This window comes from Streptomyces sp. NBC_01520 (assembly GCF_045040375.1).
In the GTDB taxonomy this organism is placed as follows: domain Bacteria; phylum Actinomycetota; class Actinomycetes; order Streptomycetales; family Streptomycetaceae; genus Streptomyces.
The window spans coordinates 3,746,122-3,770,864 of sequence record NZ_CP109404.1 but is presented as its reverse complement, the minus strand read 5'-3'; the positions used below and the strand labels follow the sequence as shown (position 1 = coordinate 3,770,864).

Annotated in this window: 3 protein-coding genes; all 3 read left to right on the top strand. The window is 72.0% G+C overall.

The window, feature by feature from the left end:
• The first annotated feature begins 371 nt into the window (after nucleotides 1–371).
• From OG524_RS16885 to OG524_RS16875, 3 genes are read left to right on the top strand one after another with little or no spacing between them, the layout of a single operon-like run.
• Nucleotides 372–8,075: an amino acid adenylation domain-containing protein gene (locus OG524_RS16885; protein ID WP_405810876.1), complete on the top strand. Its 7,704-nt coding sequence runs from the start codon at nucleotides 372–374 to the stop codon at nucleotides 8,073–8,075.
• Nucleotides 8,072–15,841, top strand: coding sequence for an amino acid adenylation domain-containing protein (locus OG524_RS16880; protein WP_405389998.1), 7,770 nt, complete (start codon nucleotides 8,072–8,074; stop codon nucleotides 15,839–15,841). The genes OG524_RS16885 and OG524_RS16880 overlap by 4 nt, the downstream gene beginning before the upstream one ends.
• Nucleotides 15,838–24,714, top strand: coding sequence for an amino acid adenylation domain-containing protein (locus tag OG524_RS16875; protein ID WP_405810874.1), 8,877 nt, complete (start codon nucleotides 15,838–15,840; stop codon nucleotides 24,712–24,714). The genes OG524_RS16880 and OG524_RS16875 overlap by 4 nt, the downstream gene beginning before the upstream one ends.
• Nucleotides 24,715–24,743: the final 29 nt, after the last annotated feature.

The following is a 24,743-nucleotide window of genomic DNA, read 5'->3' as shown; positions in this document are numbered from 1 at the left end:
CGTGGTCATGAGCCTGCTCGGGGTGATGCTACGGACGGAATTCCGGTCCGCCGGAGGAGCTGCCTCTTGTTGCAGGACAATCCGACCCGAGGAATCCGAATCCTTCGGGCCGAGGGGTGAGAAGAGCCCTTTCCGGAAATTGCATCCACGTGCGACACAGCTTGTCCGGACGTGTATTCGTTTACTGAACGTTGATGGACCGCAGCCGACGGAAAGCGGCTTCACGGGGCGAATGGCACGGCTCTGCCCACGTACTGACGGCCGGTGAGCCGGCCCGCTCCGGTGCCGGCGGGCCTGAGCCCTGTGTCCGCCGACCCCTTTGCTCACCGACCGATTCCCGGATCGGCCAGGCCCGAAGAAACAGAGGACAGATGTCTGACTCGTCAGCCACGGTTCTGCCGCTGACCGCCGGCCAGGCCGGAATCTGGTACGCGCAGAGCCTCAGCGGTCCGAACGCGACGTTCAACGCGGCCCTGTACCTGGAGATAGCGGGCGCGGTCGACCCCCTGCTGTTCACCGCGGCCATGCGGCAGGTCGTCACCGAGACCGAGGCGCTCCGTGCGCGGTTCACCGAGGGAGGCGCGGGCCCCGTCCAGGTGGTCGAGCCCGTCACCGACTGGTCGGCGGAGCCCGTGGAGGTCCTCGACCTGGCCGCGCAGGACCGGCCGGGCGACGCGGCCGACGCGTGGATGTGGGCGGACGCGAGCACCCCGCTGGACGTGCTCGGCGGCCCCCTGTACCGCTTCGCGCTCATCAAGGTCGCCGACGACCGGTTCCTCTTCTACTACCGCTACCACCACCTGGTGATGGACAGCTTCGGTGCGAGCCTCGTCGCCTCCCGGACCGCCGACATCTACACCGGCCTGGTCACGGGCGAGGACACCTCCGACGGCGCCTTCCCCCCGCTGCGCGAGCTGATCGACGACGAGACCGCGTACCAGGAATCCGCCGCCTTCGAGGCCGACCGGGCCTTCTGGACCGCGCAGTTCGAGGACCGGCCGAACGCCGTGAGCCTCGGGGACCGCCCGACGGCTCTGCCCACCGACCTCGTACGCGCGACCCGTCAGGTCCCGCCGGAGACCGGCACCCGGGTCCGCGACGCGGCCCGGGAGGCCCGGGTCGGCTGGCCGGCCGCGGTGCTCGCCGCCCTCGCCGCGTACACGAGCCGGATCACCGGCAGCAGCGACGTGGTCATCGCCCTGTCCGTCGCCGCGCGTACGACCGGTGCGGGCCGGGCCGTGCCCGGCATGGTGTCCAACGTGGTCGGCGTCCGGATGACGGTGCGCCCCGACATGACGGCGCAGGAGCTCGTCCGTCACGCCCACCAGCGCATGCGCGCCGCCTCCCGGCACAAGCGCTACCGCTACGAGGACCTGCGGCGCGACCTCAAGCTGCTCGGCTCCGACGGCCGGCTGCTCGGTCCGAGGCTCAACCTGCACGTCGTCGCGCCCGCCCTGCACTTCGCGGGGCTGCCGGCGAGCCTGCACCCGCTGATGGCCGGGCACGACGACGACTTCTCGCTCATCGTCGTCGGCGGGCAGGACGGCGGCTTCCGCTTCGACCTCTCGGCCAACCCCGACGTGTACGGCGCCGACGCGGTGCGGCAGCACCACCGGCTGATCACCCGGCTGCTCGGCGAACTCACCGAGCACCCCGACCTGCCGATCGGCGCCCTGGACGTCGTCGACCCCGAGATGCTGGCCAGACTGGTCGGCGACTGGGGCGGTGCCGCCCGGGTCCCGGAGCCGACGGAGCGCACCTCCCTGCCCGAGCGGTTCGCCGCCGCGGCTGCGGCCCACCCGGACAACAGGGCGGTCGTGTACCCCGACGGAGCGGGTACCCGTGCCCTCACCTACCGGGAACTCGACGCCCGCTCCAACCAGTTGGCCCGGCTGCTCATCAGCCGGGGCGTCCGGCGCGGACAGCTCGTCGCGCTGGCGATGCCCCGCTCCGTGGAGATGGCCGTGGCCCTGCTGGCCACGCTGAAGGCCGGGGCGGCGTACCTGCCGATCGACCCCGAGTACCCCGCGGACCGGGTGGCCTACATGCTCGGCGACGCCGAGCCCGCCGTGGTGGTCACCGCGCAGCGTGACGCCTTCACGCAACTGGCCGTCCGGACACCGGAGATCGTGCTGGACCACCCGGACACGGTGGCCGAGGCCGACGGGCTGCCGAGCACCCCGGTCCTCGACGCCGAGCGCGGCGGTCCGGTGCTGCCCGACCAGGCGGCGTACGTCATCTACACCTCCGGGTCCACCGGCCGGCCCAAGGGCGTCATGGTCGCCCACCAGAACGTGATCCGGCTCTTCGACGCGACCGAGCGGTGGACCGGCTTCGGGCCCGACGACGTGTGGGCACTGTTCCACTCGTACGCCTTCGACTTCTCCGTATGGGAGATCTGGGGCGCACTGCTGCATGGCGGGACGCTCGTCGTGGTGCCGTTCGCGGTGAGCCGGGCGCCGGAGGAGTTCCTGCGGCTGCTGGTACGGGAGCGGGTCACCGTCCTCAACCAGACACCCTCGGCCTTCTACCAGCTGGTCCAGGCCGACCGGGACAACCCGGACACCGGGCGGGCCCTCGCGCTGCGGTACGTCATATTCGGCGGCGCGGCACTGGAGTTCGGGCGGCTGGCCGAGTGGTACGAGCGGCATCCGGAGGACTCCCCGCGGCTCGTCAACATGTACGGCATCACCGAGACGACGGTGCACACCACCGAGCTGGTGCTCGACGCGGCGCGTGCCTCGTCCGGCAGCGGCAGCATGATCGGCCTCGGCATCAGCGATCTGCGCGTCTACCTGCTCGACACCGCGCTGCGCCCGGTGCCGCCCGGCGCCACCGGTGAGCTGTACGTCGGCGGGCCCGCCGTCGCCGACGGCTACCTGGGACGTCCGGACCTGAGCAGTACCCGGTTCGTCGCGGACCCCTTCGGTCCGGCGGGGGAGCGCATGTACCGCTCCGGCGACCTGGCCCGCTGGGCCCTGGACGGCAGCGCCGACCTCGAGTACCTGGGGCGGGCCGACCAGCAGGTCAAGATCCGGGGCTTCCGGATCGAGCTGGGCGAGATCGAGGCCGCCGTGCTGCTGCACCCCGACGTCCGGCAGACGGCCGTCGTCGTCCGCGAGGACACGCCCGACGACATGCGGCTGGTGGCCTACGTCATCGGCGACCAGGGGCCCGCCGGACGGGTCGAGCTGGAGCCGGCCACGCTGCGCAAGCACGCCGCCGCCACGCTCCCCGAGCACATGGTGCCCACCGCGTTCGTCCAGCTGGACGTGCTGCCGCTGACCGGCAACGGGAAGCTCGACACCCGGGCCCTTCCCGCCCCGGACATGGCGGGCTCCGCCGGCGGCCGGGCACCCCGCACGCCCGAGGAGGAGATCTTCTGCGGGGTCTTCGCCGAGATCCTCGGTGTTCCCTCGGTCTCCATGGACGACAACTTCTTCGACCTGGGCGGCCATTCACTGCTGGCGACCCGGCTGGTCAGCCGTGTCCGCGCGGCGTTCGGCGTCGAACTCGCCATCCGTACCGTCTTCGAGGCGCCCACTCCCGCGGCGCTGATCGCCTGGCTCGCCGGTCACGGCGACGTGCCCCGGGCCCGGCAGCCGCTGACCAGGATGGACAAGCCCCAGGAGATCCCGCTGTCGTTCGCCCAGCTGCGGCTGTGGTTCATCGACAAGATCGACGGCGGCTCCGGCACGTACAACATCCCGCTCGTGGTGCGGCTGAACGGCTCGCTGGACCGCGAGGCGCTGCAGGCGGCGATCGGCGACGTCGTCGCCCGGCACGAGAGCCTGCGCACCGTCTTCCCGGACCACCGGGGCACTCCGCGCCAGCACATCCTGTCCGCGCGGGAGGCCGCTCCCGTCATGGGGGTGACCGAGATCGCCGCCGACGAGCTGGCCGAGGCGATGACCCAACGCGCCGCCGTCGGCTTCGACCTGGCCACCGAGGCGCCCATCCGGGCACACCTGTTCGCCGTGTCCGAGGAGGAGCACGCCCTCCTCATGCCGATGCACCACATCGCCGGTGACGGCTGGTCGCTGGTGCCACTGACCCGCGACCTCCAGACCGCCTACACCGCGCGCTGCACGGGCCGGAGCCCCGAGTGGGAGCCGCTGCCGGTGCAGTACGCCGACTACACCCTGTGGCAGCGGGAGATCCTGGGGGACGAGGACACCCCGGGCTCCGCGATCACCGGCCAGCTGGCCTTCTGGACGAACTACCTGCGCGGACTGCCCCAGGAAGTCACCCTGCCGCCCGACCGGCCCCGGCCGGCCGTCGCGTCCTACCGCGGCGAGACGCTCCGCTTCGACCTGCCGCCCGCGCTGCACCAGCAGCTGACCCGCTGCTCGCGCGAGCACGACGTCAGCCCCTTCATGGTGGTGCAGACCGCGCTGGCGGCGCTGCTCGGCAAGCTCGGTGCCGGTGACGACATCCCGCTCGGCATCTCGATCGCGGGACGCACCGACGAGGCACTGGACGACCTGGTCGGCTTCCTCGTCAACACCCTGGTGATGCGCACCGACCTGTCCGGCGACCCGAGCTTCGCCGACCTGCTGGGCAGGGCCCGCGCGGACGGCCTGGCCGCCTTCGCCAACCAGGACCTGCCCTTCGAGCGGCTGGTGGAGGCCGTCAACCCGGAGCGCTCGGCCGGCCGGCACCCGCTCATCCAGATCGGTCTCGGCTTCCAGAACAACGCGACCCCGGGGCTGGACCTGCCCGGTCTCGACGCCTGGATCGAACCCGCCGTCACCCACACCGCCAAGCTGGACCTGCTGTTCGACTTCCGCGAGGTCCAGGGCGACGGGGACACCCCGGACCACACCACCTGCTCCGTCGAGTACGCCACCGACCTGTACGACCGGGCGACGATCGAGCTGCTCACCGGCAGGCTGACGCGGCTGCTGGACCAGGTCACCGGCCGGCCGGGCAGCCGCCTGAGCGAACTGGACGTGCTGGACGCCGACGAGCGCCGACGGATCCTCGTCGACTGGAACGACACCGCGTGCCCGGTCCTCGAAGGCACGCTGGCCGAGCTCTTCACCGAACGGGTCGCACTCTCCCCCGACTCGCTCGCGGTCGTGGCGGGCACGGAGGAACTGCGCTACGCCGAACTGGGCCCGCGGGTCAACCAACTGGCCCGGCACCTGGTCACCCGGGGGATCGGCGCCGAGGACCGGGTGCTCCTGGTCATGCCGAAGTCGCTGGACCTCCTGGTGGCCCAGCTCGCCGTGGTCACGGCGGGTGCCGCCTTCGTGCCCGTCGATCCCGGCTATCCGCGTGAGCGGGTCGCCTACATGGCCCAGGACTCCGCGCCCGTGCTGATGCTGACCATCTCGGAGGTCGCGGAGACCGCCCGGGAGGTGGTGCCGGACGTGCCCACGGTCGTCGTGGACGCCCCCGCCCCCGCCGCCCGGATCGCGGCCCGGCCCGCCGGACCGCTGTCCGACGTCGACCGGCGGGAGCCCGCCGCCGTCGACCACCCCGCCTACGTCATCTACACCTCCGGTTCGACCGGCCGCCCCAAGGGCGTCGTGGTCACCCACCGGGGCATCGGCAACCTCGCCGCCGCCCAGAGCGAGCGGTTCGACGTACGGCCGGACAGCCGGGTCGTCCAGTACGCGGCACCGAGCTTCGACGCCGCGGTGTCCGAGACCTGCATCGCCCTGCTCAGCGGGGCGACGCTGGTGCTCCCGGTCGGCAGCGGGCTGCTGCTCGGTGACGAGCTGGCCCGATTCCTGACCGAGCGGCGCATCAGCCACGCGACGATCCCGCCCATCGCGCTGACCGGCCTCGACCCGGCCGCCGTACCCGCGGACATGGTGCTGACCGTCGCGGGCGAGGCGTGCTCCGCGGAGCTGGCCGGGATCTGGTCGGCGGGCCGGCGCATGATCAACGCGTACGGTCCCACCGAGACGACCGTCTGCGCGACGATGAGCGCCCCGCTGTCCGGAGCGGTCGCCCCGCCGATCGGCACCCCGATCGCCAACGCCCGTGCCTACGTGCTGGACGCGCGGCTCGGCCCGGTCCCGGTCGGCGTGCTCGGCGAGCTGTACATCGCCGGGGTCAACCTGGCCCGCGGCTACCTCGGCCGTCCCGGGCTGTCCTCGGAACGCTTCGTCGCCGCGCCGTTCGGACCGCCCGGGGAGCGGATGTACCGCACCGGCGACGTGGTGCGCCGGCGCGCGGACGGGCAGCTGGAGTTCCTCGGCCGGACCGACGACCAGGTGAAGGTGCGCGGCTTCCGGGTCGAGCTGGGCGAGATCACCGACGCGCTGACCGATCAGCCGCAGGTCGAGGCCGCCGCCGTGGTGGTGCGGGAGGACCGGCCCGGCGAGCGCAGGCTGGTCGGCTACGTGGTGCCCGCCGCCCAGGACACCGCTGTCCGCGACACCGGCCTGGAGAGCGACCAGGTCGAGAAGTGGCAGACCATCAACGACGAGGTCTACGGCACGTCGGACCGCCACGGGCTCCGGCTCGGCGAGAACTTCAGCGGCTGGCACAGCAGTTACGACGGTTCTGAGCTGCCCGAGTCGGAGATGCGCTCCTGGCGCTCGGCGACCGTCGACCGGATCCTGGAGCTGCGGCCCCGCCGCGTCCTGGAGATCGGTGTCGGCGCCGGACTGATCATGGCGCCGGTCGCCCCCCACGTGGACCTGTACTGGGGCACCGACCTGTCCGGCGAGGTGATCGACACCCTGTGCAGGCAGACCGCGCAAATACCGGGCCTCGCCGAGCGCACGTGCTTCACGGCGACCCCGGCGCACCTGCTGGACGACCTGCCGGCCGGGACGTTCGACACCGTCGTCATCAACTCGGTGGCGCAGTACTTCCCGGGCCTCGACTACCTGACGGACGTCATCAGGAAGGCGTTCGACCTGCTCGGTGAGTCCGGTTCCGTCTTCCTCGGCGACCTCCGTGACCTCCGGCTGCTGCGCCTCATGCGGACGGCCGTGCACCGCACCGGCCACCCCGGGGACAGCGAGGCAGCCACCCGGTACGCCGTGGACCGGGCCGTCGAGCGTGAGACCGAACTGCTGGTGGACCCGGCCCTGTTCGACACCCTGGCCGGATCGCTGGAGGGCTTCGGCGGCGCGGACGTCCGCATCAAGCGCGGTGACTACGCCAACGAGCTCAGCCGCTACCGCTACGACGTGGTCCTGCACAAGCGGCCGGCCGCGCCCGTCCCGCTCGCTACGGTGCCGCCCCTCGCCTGGGAGCGGTCCGGCGGCCTCGACTCGATCGCCGCCCGGCTGCGGGACGAGCGCCCCGAAGGGCTGCGCGTCACCGGCATCCCCAACGGCAGACTCGACGCGGACCTGGCCGGAGCGGACGGACCCGGCGACACCGCGGCGCCGGGCGTCGATGTGACGGCCCTGCACGACGCCGGCACGTCCGCCGGCTACCGGGCGCTGGTCACCTGGACCGCGGGGTCGGACGAAGGCCGCCTGGACGCGGTGTTCGTACCCGAGGAAGCGCACGACGGGACGGGCGCGGTACCCGCCTACCGGGACCTGTACCTCCCGGACGGGGCTCCCGCCCGCTTCGCGAACGACCCGCTCGTCGCCCGCAGGAGCGGCGCGCTGGTGGCCGGGCTGCGGACGGCGCTCGCCGAGCGGCTCCCCGACCACATGGTGCCCGCGGCACTGGTGCTGCTGGACGCCCTGCCGGTCACGCTGAACGGCAAGCTCGACCACAAGGCGCTGCCCGCGCCCGACGTGGCCTCGTCCGCCTCCGACACGATGCCCGTCACACCGCAGGAGCAGACGCTCGCCCGGCTGTTCGCCGAGGTGCTCGGGCTTCCACGGGCCGGTGCGGACGACGACTTCTTCCGCCAGGGCGGCGACAGCATCGTCTCGATCCAGCTGGTCAGCCGGGCTCGCGCCGAGGGCCTGCTGTTCACCCCGCAGGACGTGTTCGCGCACCGCACCGTACGGGCCCTCGCCGCGATGGCCGAACAGGAGCCCTCCGGAGGCGGAACCCCCGGCGCGGTCGAGGCCGACGAGTGGGACATGGCCCTGGTCTCGCAGGACGAACTCGACGAGTTCGAGTCGAAGTGGAGCGTTTCGGAATGAGCACGAACGAGAAGCCGTCCCTGGAAGCCGTACTGCCGCTCACCCCGCTGCAGGAGGGCCTGCTCTTCCACGCGCAGTACGACGAGCAGTCGGGCCCGGACGTCTACGTCATGCAGCTGGGACTGGACATCGACGGCCCGCTGGACGTGCCCGCGCTCCGCGCCTCCGCCCACGCCCTGCTGGGCCGGCACGGCAACCTGCGCGCCGGATTCAGGCACGACGGCCCGCGTCCGCTGCAGTTCCTCCCCAAGGCGACGGATCTTCCGTGGCACGAGGCCGACCTGACCGCCCTCCCGGAACAGGACCGCGAAGCGGCGCTGCGCGACCTCACCGAACGGGACCGTGCGACCCGCTTCGACCTGCGCAACCCTCCGCTGCTGCGGTTCACCGTGGTCCGGGTCGCGGAGGGCAGGCACCGGCTGCTGGTGACCAACCACCACATCCTGCTGGACGGCTGGTCCGCCCCCGTCCTGGTGCGCGAGCTGTTCGAGCTGTACGCGGCCGGCGGGGACGTCACGGCCCTGCCTCCCGTGACCCCGTTCCGCTACCACCTGGCCTGGCTCGCCAAGCAGGACCGTGAAGGCGCCGTCCGGGCCTGGCGGAGCGCACTCGACGGGCTCGACGAGCCGACCCTGCTCGCCGCGATGCCCGACGACCGGTCCACGACGGTGCTGCCCAGCAAGGTCTCCGTACTGCTCGGAGCGGAGACGTCCGCCCGGCTGACCGAGCGGACCCGTGAGCACGGCATCACCCTCAACACCGTGGTGCAGGCGGCCTGGGGTCTTGTGCTGGCCGGGCTCACCGACCGCAGGGACGTCACCTTCGGTATGACCCTCGCGGGCCGGTCGCCGGAGATACCCGGTGTGCACACCATGGTCGGCCTCTTCCTCAACACCGTGCCCGTGCGCGTCCGCATCGGGCGCGAGGAGACGCTGCTCGCGATCTGCGAGCGGTTGCAGGAGGAGCAGCAGGTGCTGATGGCCCATCAGCACCTGGGTCTCGCGGAGATCCAGCGGGCCGCCGGGCACGGCGATCTGTTCGACACCCTCACCGTCCTGGAGAACTTCCCCGTCGACCCGGCGACGCTCACCCTGCCCGGCGGTCTCTCGGTCGCGGACTTCTTCTCCACGGACGGCGCGCACTACCCGCTCGCCCTCATGGTCATTCCCGGCCCCTCGCTCGAACTCCGCTTCACCTACCGCTCCGACGCCTTCGTGGAGGCCGAGATCGAGCGCTTCGGCAAGCGGCTCACCGCCGTGCTGGAGGCGTTCGCCGCCGAGCCGTCCCGGCAGGCCGGAGCGGTCGAGCTGCTGGACGCCGACGAGCGGACGAGGCTGCTCGACACGTGGAACCCGGCCCCCGTCCCCGCGCCCGCGCGCACCCTGCCCGAGCTGCTGGCGCTGCGCACCGCCGAGACGCCGGACGCGGAGGCCCTGGTCTGCGGAGACCGGTCGCTGACGTACGCGGAGACGACCCGCAGGGCGGAGGAGATCGCCGCCTGGCTGCTCGACCGCGGGGTGCGCCCCGAGGAACCGGTCGGCATCGCGATGGACCGCTCCGTCGAGTTCGTGCTCGCCGTCCTCGGTGTGCTGCGGGCCGGTGCGGTCTACGTCCCCATCGACCACCGCTGGCCGGCCTCCCGGCGCGCGGACGTCCTCCAGGACAGCGGCACCTCACTGGTCCTGGAGCAGGGCGACCTGCCCGGGTCCTTCCCGGTCCCCGCCGGCGGCGTGCCGATGCCGCCCGGCCCGGAACGTATCGCCTACGTCATGTACACGTCCGGCTCGACGGGCCGGCCGAAGGGCGTCGCCGTCACCCACCGGGGGATCGCCGACCTGGCCGCCGACAGCCGCTTCGCGGGCGGCGCGCAGGAACGGGTGCTGATGCACTCGGCCCATGCCTTCGACGCGTCGACGTACGAGATGTGGACCCCGCTGCTGAGCGGCGGCACCCTGGTCGTCGGCCCGCCCGGCGAGCTGGACATGGCCACCATCGGGCGGACCGTCGCCGAGGGGCGCGTCACCGCGGCCCTCTTCACCACCGGCCTGTTCCGGCTGATCGCCGCCGAGGCCCCGGAGATCCTCCGGCCGATGCGCGAGGTGTGGGCCGGCGGCGAGGCGGTACCCGCCGCCTCGGTGCGCCAGGTGCTGGAGGCCTGCCCGGACATCACGGTCGTGGACGCGTACGGGCCGACCGAGGTCACCGTCATCGCGGCCGCGCACCCGCTCACCGCGGACCGGCCCGTGCCCGACCCGGTGCCGATCGGACGGCCGTTCGACGGCAAGCAGGTCTACGTGCTCGACAGCGGACTCGGCCTCTGTGCGGTGGGTGTTCCGGGTGAGTTGTACGTGTCGGGTGTGGGGTTGGCTCGTGGGTATCTGGGGCGTGCCGGTCTGACGTCGGAGCGGTTCGTGGCGAATCCGTTCGGGGTGGCGGGGTCCCGGTTGTACCGGACGGGTGATGTGGTGCGGTGGCGTGCCGACGGGGTGCTGGAGTTCGTCGGGCGTCGGGACAACCAGGTGAAGCTGCGTGGTTTCCGCATCGAGCTCGGCGAGATCGAGTCCGTACTCGCCGCCCATGACGCCGTCGGCCAGATCGCCGTCGTGGTCCGCGAGGACCGGCCCGGCGTCCGGCAGCTCGTCGGCTACGCCGTCGCCGCCGCCGGTGCCACGCTCGACACGGACGAACTGCGCGCGTGGGCGGCCGAACGGCTGCCCGAGTACATGGTCCCGCGGCCGGTCGTCGCCCTGGACGCACTGCCGCTGACCACCAACGGCAAGCTCGACACGAAGGCGCTCCCCACCCCCGAGTACGGCACGGAGGAGGCACGCGGACCGCGGACACCGCACGAGGAACTGCTGTGCGGGCTGTTCCAGGAGGTGCTCGGACTGCCCTCCGTCTCCGTCGACGACAACTTCTTCGAGCTCGGCGGGCACTCCCTGCTCGCCACCCGGCTGGTGAGCCGGGTGCGTGCGGTGCTCGGCGTCGAACTGTCCATCAGGCGCGTCTTCGAGGAACCCACCGTCGCCCGGCTCGCGGTCCGCCTCATGGACAGCGCGGCCCCCGCCCGGCCCCCGCTGCGCCCGGCCGGCCGGCCCGAACGGGTGCCGCTGTCGTTCGCCCAGCGGCGGCTGTGGTTCCTCAACCGGATGGAAGGGCCCAGCGCCACCTACAACATCCCCTTCGCCGTCCGTCTCTCCGGCGAACTGCGTGTGCGGGCGCTGACCGAAGCCCTCGGCGACGTGGTCGGCAGGCACGAGTCGCTGCGCACCGTGTTCCCCGACACCGACGGCGAGCCCTGGCAGCAGGTCGTGCCCGCGGGCGTGGCCACGGTGGCCGTCGAGGTCACCGACGTGACGGAGGAGGCACTGCCCGCCGCCCTCGCCGCCGCCGGAGCCGTCGGCTTCGACCTCGCCCGGGAACTGCCGCTGCGCGCACGGCTCTTCAGGACCGCGCCGGACGAGCACGTGCTGTGCGTCGTCGTCCACCACATCGCGGGGGACGGCTGGTCGCAGGCCCCGCTCTCCCGCGACCTCGGCGAGGCCTACCGGGCCCGGCTCGCGGGCGGGGCACCGGACTGGCGGCCCCTGCCGGTGCAGTACGCGGACTACACGTTGTGGCAGCAGCGGCTGCTGGGCGACGAGCACGACGAGGACAGCCTCGCGGCCGGCCAGCGGGCGTACTGGGCCGAACAGCTCGCGGGCGCACCGCAGGAGCTCGAACTCCCCGCCGACCGGCCCCGTCCGCCCGTCGCCACCCACCGGGGCGCCCATGTGCCCGTCACGGTCGGCCCGGAGCTCGCACAACGCCTGCGGGCCCTCGCCGCCAAGACGGACACCACGCCCTTCATGGTCTTCCAGGCCGCCCTCGCGGCTCTCCTGTCCCGCCTCGGCGCCGGAACCGACATCCCGATCGGCACACCGGTCGCCGGCCGGACGGACTCGGCGACCGACGACCTCGTCGGCTTCTTCGTCAACACCCTGGTGCTGCGCACCGACGTGTCCGGCGACCCGAGCTTCATCGACCTGCTGCACCGGGTGCGCAGGACCGCGCTGGACGCCTACGCGCACCAGGACCTGCCCTTCGAACGGCTGGTCGACGCGGTCGGCGCGGACCGCTCCCTGTCGCACAACCCGCTGTTCCAGGTGCTGATCGCGTACCAGAACAACACCTCGGGCGAGCTGGAACTGCCCGGCCTGCGCCTCACCGTCCAGGACATGCTGCTGCCGGTCGCCAAGGTGGACCTGGAACTGAGCCTGGCCGAGGACGCGGAAGGCGCGGTCTCCGGCATGCTCGGCTACAGCACGGACCTGTTCGACCGGGACGGCGCGGAGCGCCTGGCCGGCCACCTGGTCACGCTGCTGCGCGCCGTCACGGCCGACCCGCGGCTGCCCGTACGCCGCGTGGAGATCCTGCCCGAGGCGCAGCGCCGGCAACTGCTCGACGGCTGGAACGAGAGCGACCGGGCGGTGCCGGCCGGCACCGTCCCCGAGCTCTTCGCCCGGCAGGCCGAAGCGGTCCCCGGCCGGCCCGCCGTGATCGCGGACGGCACCGCCCTGGACTACGGGACGCTGGCCGGCCGTGCCAACCGGCTCGCCCGGCTGCTGATCGGGCGCGGTGTCGGACCGGAGGACCGGGTCGCGCTCGTCCTGCCCAGGTCGGCCGGACTGACCACCGCGCTGCTGGCCGTGATGACCGGCGGCGGAGCCTACGTACCGGTCGACCCGAACCATCCGGCCGACCGGATCGCGTACATGCTCCGCGACAGCTCCCCCACGCTCGTCGTCACCGTCGCCGCCCTGGCCGGCCGGCTGCCGGCCGGACACGGCGAGCCGCTGCTCCTCGACAGCCCCGCGACCGCCGAGGCACTGGCCGCCCTCTCCGGGGCCGAGGTCACGGACGCGGACCGCCGTTCACCGCTGTCGGCCGACCATCCCGCGTATGTCATCTACACCTCGGGATCCACCGGGCAGCCCAAGGGCGTCTCGGTCACCCACCGGGGACTGGGCAGCCTCGCCGCCTGGCATGCCGAGCGGCTCGGGGTGAGCCCGGAGAGCCGCATCGGGCAGTTCGCGGCACCCAGCTTCGACGCGTCCGCCTGGGAGACGGTCATGGCCCTCCTCAACGGCGCCGCGCTCGTCCTGACCCCGGCCGGCGTCCCGGTCCTCGGCCAGGCACTCACCGACTTCCTCACCGACGAACGGATCACCCACGCCACCCTCACCCCGACGGCCCTGTCCGGAGCGGATCCCCAGCACGCCCCCGCGGGCCTGACCCTGGTCACCGCGGGCGAGGCCTGCCCCCGGGACCTCGCCGCCCGCTGGTCCCCCGGCCGCCGGGTGATCAACGCCTACGGGCCGACCGAGACCACCGTCTGCGCCACGGCGAGCGGCCCCGTGGACGGCACCGTCACCCCGCCCATCGGCGGCCCGATCGCCAACACCAGGGTGTACGTCCTGGACCCGGCCCTGAACCTCTGTGCGGTGGGTGTTCCGGGTGAGTTGTACGTGTCGGGTGTGGGGTTGGCTCGTGGGTATCTGGGGCGTGCCGGTCTGACGTCGGAGCGGTTCGTGGCGAATCCGTTCGGGGTGGCGGGGTCCCGGTTGTACCGGACGGGTGATGTGGTGCGGTGGCGTGCCGACGGGGTGCTGGAGTTCGTCGGGCGTCGGGACAACCAGGTGAAGCTGCGTGGTTTCCGCATCGAGCTCGGCGAGATCGAGTCCGTGCTGTCGGGCTGCGCCGGTGTGGACGGTGCCGCCGTCGTCGTACGCGAGGACCGGCCGGGCATCCGGCAGCTCGTCGGCTACGTGGTGCCCGACCCGGGCACGGACCCGGACACCGGTGCCGTGCGCGCCTGGGCGGCCGAACGGCTGCCCGAGTACATGGTCCCGCAGGCGCTCGTGGTCATGGACGCCCTGCCCCTGACCGTGAACGGCAAGCTGGACCACGCGGCCCTGCCCGCACCCGACGTCACCACCTCCGGCGAGGGCCGGCACCCGGTCACCGCCGCCGAGCGGATACTCGCCGAGGCGTTCGGCTCGGTGCTCGGACTGTCCGAAGTGGACGCCGACGCCAACTTCTTCGAGCTCGGCGGCGACAGCATCGTCTCCATCAAGCTGGTCGGCCAGGTACGCAGGAGCGGCCTGGTCATCACCCCCCGGGACGTCTTCGAGCACAAGACGGCCGCCGGACTCGCGGCCGTCGCCCGCACCGTCGACGAGGTGGCCCCGCAGGATCCCGACGCGGGGATCGGCGAGGCGCCGCTCACCCCGATGACGCACTGGCTGCGCGACCACGGCGGCCGCATGGAGCGGTTCCACCAGTCGGTGCTGCTCCAGGTACCCGCCCGGGTGACCCTGGAGACCCTGACCACCGCCCTCGGCACGGTGCTCGACCACCACGACGCCCTGCGGCTGCGGCTGACGGTCAGCGGCGACGCGTGGTCCTACGAGGTCCGGGAGCGGGGCGCGGTGGACCCCGCCGACTGCGTGAGCCGGGTCGACATCACCGGCGCGGACGGCACGAAGGCACGGGCCGTCATCGCCGAGGAGGCGGAGCGGGCGGTCTCCCGGCTGTCCCCGACGGACGGTGCCATGGTGCGGGCCGTGTGGTTCGACGCCGGCCCCGAAGAGCCCGGACGCCTCCTCCTCCTCGGCCATCACCTGGCCGTCGACGGGGTGTCGTGGCGGATCCTCGTACCCGATCTCGCCGAGGCCTGGCAGGCGGTGTCCGAGAACAGGGAGCCCGCGCCGCAGCCCGTCGGCACCTCGTGGCGGAGCTGGGCGCAGTGGCTCACCGCACTCGCGGCGGAGCCCGCGCGCGCGGCGCAGGTCACCTGGTGGGCCGAGCAGCTCGGCGACGGCGACGTACCCGTGACCGCGGAGACGCGCGACCCGGGCGTCGACACCATGGGCACCCAGGAAGCGCTCGTGCTGACCCTGCCCGAGTCGGTGACCGAACCGCTCCTCACGAAGGTGCCCGCCGCGGTACGGGGCGGCATCGAGGACGTACTCCTGACCGGGTTCGCCCTGGCCGTCGCCGACTGGCGGCGACGGCGCGGACTCGGCGCCGGTACCGAGGTGCTGGTCGACGTCGAGCGGCACGGCAGGCAGATCCCGCAGGGCGAGGAGCTCGACATCTCCCGTACGGTCGGCTGGTTCACCAGCCTCGCACCGGTGCGGCTGGACCTCGGGCCCGTGCCGTGGGGCAGGGTCCTCACCGATCCGGCCGCCCTGCACAAGGCCCTCAACCGGGTCCGGGAGACGCTGCGGCAGATGCCGGACGAGGGCGTCGGCTACGGCCTGCTGCGCCACCTCAACCCGCACACCCGCGACACGCTGGCCGCCCTCGGCAGCCCGCAGTTCGGCTTCAACTACCTGGGCCGGACCGAGGTCGCAGGGGAGCCCGGCGACGGGACACCACCGCAGAGCGCCGACGACTGGACGATGTCCGCCGACGGCGAGGTGCTCCGGCAGCTCGGCGGCGACCCGGAGATGCCGGCCACCCACTCGCTGTCCCTCAACGTCCTGGTCCAGGACGGCCCGGGCGGGCCGCGGCTGGTGGCCAACTGGACCTGGCCGCGCCGCCTGCTGAGCGAGGACGCCGTACGGACGCTGGCCGAGGGATGGTTCCGCGCGCTCACCGCGCTCGCGGAGCACGCAGGCGAGGGCGAGCCGGCCGGCCTGGCCCCGTCGGACCTGTCACTGATCGACCTCGAACTCGACGATCTCGGGGTACTTGAAACTGAGTGGAGGAAGACCCGGTGACCCGCAAGGATCTTTTTGAGGACATCCTGCCCCTCGCACCGCTGCAGGAGGGCATGCTCTTCCACGCGACGTACGACGAGGACGCCCTGGACGTCTACACCGTGCGGCTGGCCGTCGACTTCGAGGGCCCGTTCGACCTGGATGTCTTCCGCGAAGCGGTCAGGGCCCTCCTGGTCCGCCGGAGCAATCTGCGGGCCGGCTTCCTGTCGGAGAACCTGAGCAAGCCCGTCCAGGTGGTGCCCCGCGAGTTCGCCGTACCCGTCGTCGCCCACGACCTCTCCGCACTGGACGAGGACGGCCGGCGGACGCGCCTGGCCGAACTGTCGGCGGCCGACGAGGCCGTACGCTTCGACCTCGCAGTCCCGCCGCTGCTGCGGTTCACCGTGGTGCGTCTGGGCGAACGCTCCTGGCGGCTCATGTTCAGCTGCCACCACATCCTGCTCGACGGCTGGTCCATGCCGATCGTCCTGGGCGAGCTCTTCGACCTGTACGGGCGGGGCGGCGACACCGCCGGAATGCCGCCCGTCGTGCCGTTCAAGCTGTACCTCGCCTGGCTGCGGAAGCAGGACAAGCAGGAAGGGCTGGCCGCCTGGCAGGCCGCCTTCGAGGGTCTCGCCGGGCCCACCCTGGTGGCCCCGCAGGCCGACGACACCGTCGACGTCCTGCCCCGTCAGCTCACCCTGGACCTGGCCGAGGAGCAGAGCACGGAGCTGACGGCACTGGCCCGCCGACTGGGCATCACCGTCAACACCATGGTGCAGGTGGCGTGGGGGCTCCAGCTCGCCCGGCTCACCGGCACCGACGACATCGCCTTCGGGGCCACCGTCTCCGGCCGCCCTCCGGAGATCGAGGGTGTCGAGGGCATCGTCGGGCTGTTCATCAACACGGTGCCCGTACGCATCCGGCTGGACGCGGCCGAGACCGTCCGGTCGCTGCTCATCCGGGTCCAGGACGAGCAGTCCGCCCTGCTCGACCACCACTACATCGGGCTCACGGAGATCCAGCGCGCCACCGGGCACGGCGAACTCTTCGACAGCCTGGTCGCGTTCGAGAGCTATCCGGTGGACGCCGACAGCCTGCAGGGCTCGCTCGGCGACCTCACGATCACCGGCACCACCGGGTCCGACGCCACGCACTACCCGCTGACGCTCATCGCCGTACCCGGCCGACGGCTGCAACTGCGCCTCGGATTCCGCAACGCGCTGTTCACCGAGACGTCCGTCGCCGCGATCCTCGGCAACCTGGAGACGGTCCTGCGGGCCTTCACCGGCGACGGCGCACAGCCCGTGGGCGACGTCATTCGGTCGGTGACCCTGCCCCTCGGCTGGACGGTCCCCGAGCGTGCCCCTCGCACCGGTGCCGTCCCCTCGCTGTCCGGCCCGGCCGCCGGCCGGCCCGGCCCCGGGGGCCGCGCGCCGCGGACCCCGCAGGAGGAGATGCTGTGCGGCCTGTTCGCCGAGGTCCTCGGCGTCCCGTCCGTGACGATCGACGACAACTTCTTCGACCTGGGCGGGCATTCGCTGCTCGCCACCCGCCTGGTGAGCCGGATCAGGACCGCCTTCGAGATCGAGCTGCCGGTGCGCGCCCTGTTCGATGCGCAGTCGGTGGTGGCGTTGGCGGAGCGGGTGGTGGGTTCGTCGGTGGGTGGGCGTGTGGCGTTGGTGCCGATGGTGCGTCCGGTGCGGGTTCCGTTGTCTTTTGCTCAGCGGCGTCTGTGGTTCCTGAATCGTATGGAGGGGCCGAGCGGGACGTACAACATTCCGTTGGGTGTGCGGTTGTCGGGTGTGTTGGATGTTTCGGCTCTGCGTGCTGCGTTGGTTGATGTGGTGGGGCGGCACGAGTCGTTGCGGACGGTGTTTCCGGATGTGGGTGGTGAGCCGTGGCAGGAGGTTGTCGCGGTGGGGGATGTGGTGGTGCCTTTTGAGGTGGTGGAGGTTGCTGCCGGGGGTGTGGGTGAGGCGTTGGCGGGGGTTTCTTCCGCTGGGTTTGATCTGTCGGTGGATTTGCCGGTTCGGGTGTGGTTGTTCCGGGTGTCGGCGGTTGAGCATGTGTTGTGTGTGGTGGTGCATCACATTGCTGGTGATGGTTGGTCGCAGGCGCCTTTGGCGCGGGATCTTGGTGTGGCTTATCGGGCGCGGGTGGGGGGTGTTGTGCCTGGGTGGGATGCGTTGCCGGTGCAGTATGCGGATTATGCGTTGTGGCAGCGTGAGGTGTTGGGTGATGAGGGTGACGAGGGTTCGGCTATTTCGCGTCAGTTGGGTTATTGGCGTGGGGTGTTGGAGGGGTTGCCGGATGAGTTGAGTTTGCCGGTGGATCGGGTTCGTCCTGTGGTGTCGAGTTATCGGGGCGGGACGGTTTCGGTTGAGTTGGGTGCTCGTTTGCATCGGGATCTGGTGGGGTTGGCGCGTTCGTCGCGGTCGAGTCTGTTCATGGTTCTGCAGGCGGGTGTGTCGGGGTTGTTGTCGCGTTTGGGGGGTGGTGCGGATATTCCTTTGGGTACGGCTGTCGCGGGTCGTACGGATGTGGCGTTGGACGAGTTGGTGGGGTTCTTCGTCAATACGTTGGTGTTGCGGGCGGATGTGTCGGGTGATCCTGGGTTCGGTGAGTTGGTCGAGCGGGTCCGTGTGACGGATCTGGCGGCTTTCGCGCATCAGGATGTGCCGTTCGAGCAGTTGGTGCATGCGTTGCAGCCGGCGCGTTCGTTGGCGCGGCATCCGTTGTTCCAGGTGATGATCGTGTTGCAGAACAATGCGGTGGCGTCGTTGGATCTGCCGGGTCTGGTGGCGCGTCCGGTGGATGGTGAGGGTGGTGCGGCGAAGTTCGATCTGGGGTTCAACTTCGTCGAGCGCACGGACATGGACGGCGCCCCGGCCGGCATCGAAGTCACGGTGGAGTACAGCGCCGACCTCTTCGACGAGCACACGGTCACGGACCTGGGCGGGCGCCTGGTGCGTCTGCTGTCCCTGGGCGCGGCCGACCCGGCGATGCCGATCAGCCAGCTGGACCTCCTCGAATCGCGTGAGTGGCAGCGGCTGCTGACCGGCTGGAACGACACCGGCCGGGTGCTGGAGCTGCCGGCCGCGACGGACACGGGCCCCGAGCCCGGGACGATCGCCGGGCTGTTCGCGGCCCAGGTCGCCCGGACCCCCGACGCGCTCGCGGTGGTCGCCCACGACGCACAGCTCAGCTACGCGGAGCTGGACGAGCGGTCGGCCGCGCTGGCCGCGCTCCTCGCCGCCCGGGGAGTACGCCGCGGTGACACCGTCGCCGTCGCCGTCCCCCGATCCGCCGCACTGACCGTCGGGCACCTCGCGGTGCTGCGGGCCGGTGCGGTGTGCCTGCCCGTCGAGCCGGACCATCCGGCCGAGCGGGTCCGTGCCTTCCTGGACGCCGCCGCACCCGCCGCGGTCATCACCACGGAGGGCTGCCGGCCCCTGGCCGGGACCACCTCGGGCCCGGTCCTCCTGCTCCGGCCCGGCGGGCGCGGCGACGAGGAGCACCCCGTCGCCGGCACCGCCGCCCGGCTGCCGGGGCCGCTGCCGGACTCCCCGGCGTACCTGGTCCACACCGCCGACCCGGAGGGTTCCCCGCGCGGTGTGCTCGTACCGCACCGGGGCATCGTGAACCGGCTCCTGTGGATGCGGGACGCCTGCCGTCTCGGCCCGGACGACCGGATCCTGCACAAGGCGCCCGCGGACCTCGACGTATCGGTCTGGGAGGTGCTCGCACCGCTGGTCCTCGGCGCCGCCCAGGTGGTCGCCCTGCCGGGCGGCCACCGCGACATGGTCGGCCTGGCCCGGCTGATCCGGCGCGAGGCCGTGACCACGGCCCACTTCGCGCCGTCCGTGCTGGAGGCGTTCCTCGCCGAGCCGGAGTCCGCGCACTGCACCGGACTGCGCCGGGTGCTGTGCAGCGGCGAGCCGCTGCCCGCCGGACTGGCAGAACGGCTGAGGTCACACCTTCCCGGAGCGGAGCTCCATGTCCTGCACGGGCCGGCGGAGGCATCGTTCGACGCCCTCGCGCAGGCTGTCGGGACCGGGGACACAGGGGCGTACCCGGTCGCCGGCCGGCCCGTCTGGAACACCCGCGCCTTCGTGCTCGACGCCGGCCTCATGCCCCTGCCCCCGGGCAGCCCCGGTGAGCTGTACCTGGGCGGGGTCCAGCTGGCGCACGGCTACCTCGGCCGTGCCGCGCTGACCGCCGAGCGGTTCGTGGCGGACCCCTACGGCCCGCCCGGCTCCCGGCTCCACCGCACCGGCGACCTGGCCAGGATCACCCGTGACGGTACGGTCGAGCTCCTGGGCCGTACCGACGACCGGCTCACCCTCGACGGCAGGAGTGTCGAACCCGGCGAGGTCGAGCGGGTGCTGACCGGGCACCCCGCGGTCGGTGCCGCGGCCGTGACCGTACGTCCCAGCCCCTCGGGCGAGCCCGCGCTGGTCGCCTACCACGTCCCCCTCGACCCGGCGGCCCCGGCGGACACCGCGGCGCTGCGGGCCCATGCCGCGGCCGTGCTCCCCGGACACGCGGTGCCGGCGCACTGCGTCGTGCTCGACGCGCTGCCGTACACGGCGGACGGCCGGATCGACCGCGCCGCGCTGCCCGAGCCGCGGCACAGCACCGACCGGGCACCCCGCAACGACATCGAGCGCACACTCTGCGACCTGTTCTCCGAACTGCTCGGCGTCCCGTCCGTGTCGATCGACGACAGCTTCTTCGACCTGGGCGGGCATTCGCTGCTCGCCACCCGGCTGGTGAGCCGGGTCCGTGCCACCTTCGGCATCGAGCTCCCGTTCCGGGACATCTTCGATGCGCAGTCGGTGGTGGCGTTGGCGGAGCGGGTGGTGGGTTCGTCGGTGGGTGGGCGTGTGGCGTTGGTGCCGATGGTGCGTCCGGTGCGGGTTCCGTTGTCTTTTGCTCAGCGGCGTCTGTGGTTCCTGAATCGTATGGAGGGGCCGAGCGGGACGTACAACATTCCGTTGGGTGTGCGGTTGTCGGGTGTGTTGGATGTTTCGGCTCTGCGTGCTGCGTTGGTTGATGTGGTGGGGCGGCACGAGTCGTTGCGGACGGTGTTTCCGGATGTGGGTGGTGAGCCGTGGCAGGAGGTTGTCGCGGTGGGGGATGTGGTGGTGCCTTTTGAGGTGGTGGAGGTTGCTGCCGGGGGTGTGGGTGAGGCGTTGGCGGGGGTTTCTTCCGCTGGGTTTGATCTGTCGGTGGATTTGCCGGTTCGGGTGTGGTTGTTCCGGGTGTCGGCGGTTGAGCATGTGTTGTGTGTGGTGGTGCATCACATTGCTGGTGATGGTTGGTCGCAGGCGCCTTTGGCGCGGGATCTTGGTGTGGCTTATCGGGCGCGGGTGGGGGGTGTTGTGCCTGGGTGGGATGCGTTGCCGGTGCAGTATGCGGATTATGCGTTGTGGCAGCGTGAGGTGTTGGGTGATGAGGGTGACGAGGGTTCGGCTATTTCGCGTCAGTTGGGTTATTGGCGTGGGGTGTTGGAGGGGTTGCCGGATGAGTTGAGTTTGCCGGTGGATCGGGTTCGTCCTGTGGTGTCGAGTTATCGGGGCGGGACGGTTTCGGTTGAGTTGGGTGCTCGTTTGCATCGGGATCTGGTGGGGTTGGCGCGTTCGTCGCGGTCGAGTCTGTTCATGGTTCTGCAGGCGGGTGTGTCGGGGTTGTTGTCGCGTTTGGGGGGTGGTGCGGATATTCCTTTGGGTACGGCTGTCGCGGGTCGTACGGATGTGGCGTTGGACGAGTTGGTGGGGTTCTTCGTCAATACGTTGGTGTTGCGGGCGGATGTGTCGGGTGATCCTGGGTTCGGTGAGTTGGTCGAGCGGGTCCGTGTGACGGATCTGGCGGCTTTCGCGCATCAGGATGTGCCGTTCGAGCAGTTGGTGCATGCGTTGCAGCCGGCGCGTTCGTTGGCGCGGCATCCGTTGTTCCAGGTGATGATCGTGTTGCAGAACAATGCGGTGGCGTCGTTGGATCTGCCGGGTCTGGTGGCGCGTCCGGTGGATGGTGAGGGTGGTGCGGCGAAGTTCGATCTGGGGTTCAACTTCGTCGAGCGCACGGACATGGACGGCGCCCCGGCCGGCATCGAAGTCACGGTGGACTTCAGTGCGGACCTCTTCGACGAGAGCACGGTCCAGCACATCGGGGAGCGGCTCGTCCGCCTCCTCGACGCGGGCACCGCAGACCCGTCGAAGCCGCTCAGCCGCATCGACATCCTCGACCGGGCCGAGCGCGCACAGCTGCTGACCGGGTGGAACGACACCGGGCATGTGCTGGAGCTGCCCGAGGTGGCCGGTGCGGAGCCGGAGACCATCGCCGGGCTGTTCGCGGCCCAGGTCGCGAAGACCCCGGACGCGCTCGCGCTGACGGCCGACGACGCGCGCCTCAGTTACGCGGAACTGGACGAGCGGTCGGCCGCGCTGGCCGCGCTCCTCGTCGCCCGGGGAGTACGCCGCGGTGACACCGTCGCCGTCGCCGTCCCCCGATCCGCCGCACTGACCGTCGCCCTCCTGGCCGCGATCAGGGCAGGCGCCGCCTACCTGCCGATCGAGCTGGACTACCCGGCCGAGCGGATCGCCCACATGCTGGCCGACGCGGCCCCGGCCGTCGTGATCACCACGAGCGCGGCGCGGGACGGTCTCCCCGGGAACACGGCCGGGAAGCTCGTCGTGCTCGACGAGCCCGGTACGCGGGAGGAGGCGGCGGCGCTGCGCGGCACCACCGAGCTGCCGGGACCGCTGCCGGACTCCCCGGCCTACGTCATCTACACCTCCGGCTCGACCGGCCTCCCGAAGGGTGTCGTCGTACCGCACCGGGGCATCGTGAACCGGCTGCTGTGGATGCAGGACGCCTACCGGATCGGCCCGGACGACCGGATCCTGCAGAAGACCCCGTCCGGGTTCGACGTATCGGTGTGGGAGTTCTTCTGGCCGCTGGTGACCGGTGCGGTCCAGGTCGTCGCGAAGCCCGGCGGCCATCGCGACCCGGCCTACCTGGCGCGCCTGATACAGGACGCGGACGTGACGACCGCGCACTTCGTCCCGTCCATGCTGGAGGTGTTGCTCGCCGAGCCGGAGGCCGCACACTGCACCGGACTGCGCCGGGTGCTGTGCAGCGGCGAGGCGCTGCCCACCGGACTGCGCAAGCGGTTCCGGGCGCTGCTGCCGGCCGCTCTGCACAACCTCTACGGACCGACCGAGGCGTCCGTGGACGTGACCTCGTGGGACTGCGCCGAGGACTCCGCCACCGCGGTGGTCCCGATCGGCAGGCCCGTCTGGAACACCAGGACCTATGTACTGGACCCGGCGCTCGCACCGGCTCCGGCAGGCAGCGGCGGTGAGCTGTACCTGGGCGGGGTCCAGCTGGCGCACGGCTACCTCGGCCGTGCCGCGCTGACCGCCGAGCGGTTCGTGGCGGACCCCTACGGCCCGCCCGGCTCCCGGCTCTACCGCACCGGCGACCTGGCCAGGATCACCGCGAACGGGGTGCTGGAGTTCCTCGGCCGTACCGACGACCAGGTGAAGATCCGCGGCCGGCGCGTCGAGCTGGGCGAGATCGAGCACGCCCTCGCCCAGCACCCGCTGGTGGGCAGCGCGGTCGTCGCCGTACACACGACACCTTCGGGGGACACCCGCCTCGCCGCGTACGTCACACCCGCCGGGTCGGCACAACTCCCGGAACCGGCCGCACTGCGCGACCACCTGGCCGATGTACTGCCCGACCACATGGTGCCCGCCCACTACACGGCCATCGACGCCGTACCGGTCACGCCCAACGGAAAGGTCGACAAGAAGGCGCTGCCCGAGCCGCAGCTGCTGGAGCGGGAGCCCGGCCGTGCCCCGCGAGACGCGACCGAGAAGGCGCTCTGCGAGATCTTCGCCGAGCTGCTCGACCACGACACCGTGAGCATCGACGACAACTTCTTCGAGCTCGGCGGCCATTCGCTGCTCGCCACCCGGCTCATCGGCATGGTCCGCGACCGGCTGGACGCCGGGATGTCGGTGGTCTCGATCTTCGAGGCGCCGACGGTCGCGGCGCTGGCCGTACGTCTCTCGGAGGCCGAGGGCGAGGGCCCGCTGAGCCGGCTGCTGCCGCTGCGTTCCGGCGGCACCGAGGCACCCGTGTTCTGCGTGCACCCGCTGGGCGGGCTCAGCTGGCCCTACGCGGGGCTGGCCGAGCACCTCCCCGCCGGTGTCGGGCTCTACGGACTGCAGTCGGCGGGCCTCGCCGACGACGAGCCGCTGCCCGCGACCGTCGAGGAGATGGCCGCCGACTACGTGGCCCGTATCCGCACCGTGCAGGCGGAGGGCCCCTACCGGCTGCTCGGCTGGTCGCTCGGCGGCCGGGTCGCGCACGCGATGGCCGGACTCCTCGAGTCGGCGGGCCAGGAGGTCGAACTGCTCGCCCTGCTGGACGCCTATCCGCGTACGGAGCCGGAGCCGGCCGCGTCCTTCTCCGAACAGGACTTCCTCCAGGGGGTCCTGGCCGCGATCGGCATGGAGGCGGCCGATCTCGACGGGCCCGTGGAGTTCGGCCGGGTGATGGCCGCGATGCGCGCGTCCGGCAAGGAACTCGCCGGGCTCACCGAGGTGCAACTGCGCCGCCTGCAACGGGTGATGGCCAACAGCTTCCAGGTCGAGGCCGGCTCCGTCACCGGCCACTGCCGGGCGGGCGCGGTGATGTTCGCCGCGATGGTCGATCCGGCGGGCGAGCCGGGCCACTGGCTGCACCACATCGGCGGCGAGCTGTCGATCCACGCCGTCCCCGCCGCGCACAACGACCTCATGCGGCCGCAGCCGCTCGCCGCGATCGGGGCGGTGTTGGCCAAGAAGCTGGACCGCACCGCCCGCGCAGACCGCACGTGACGCCCGAACGGCGCCCGTCCGAAAGCAGA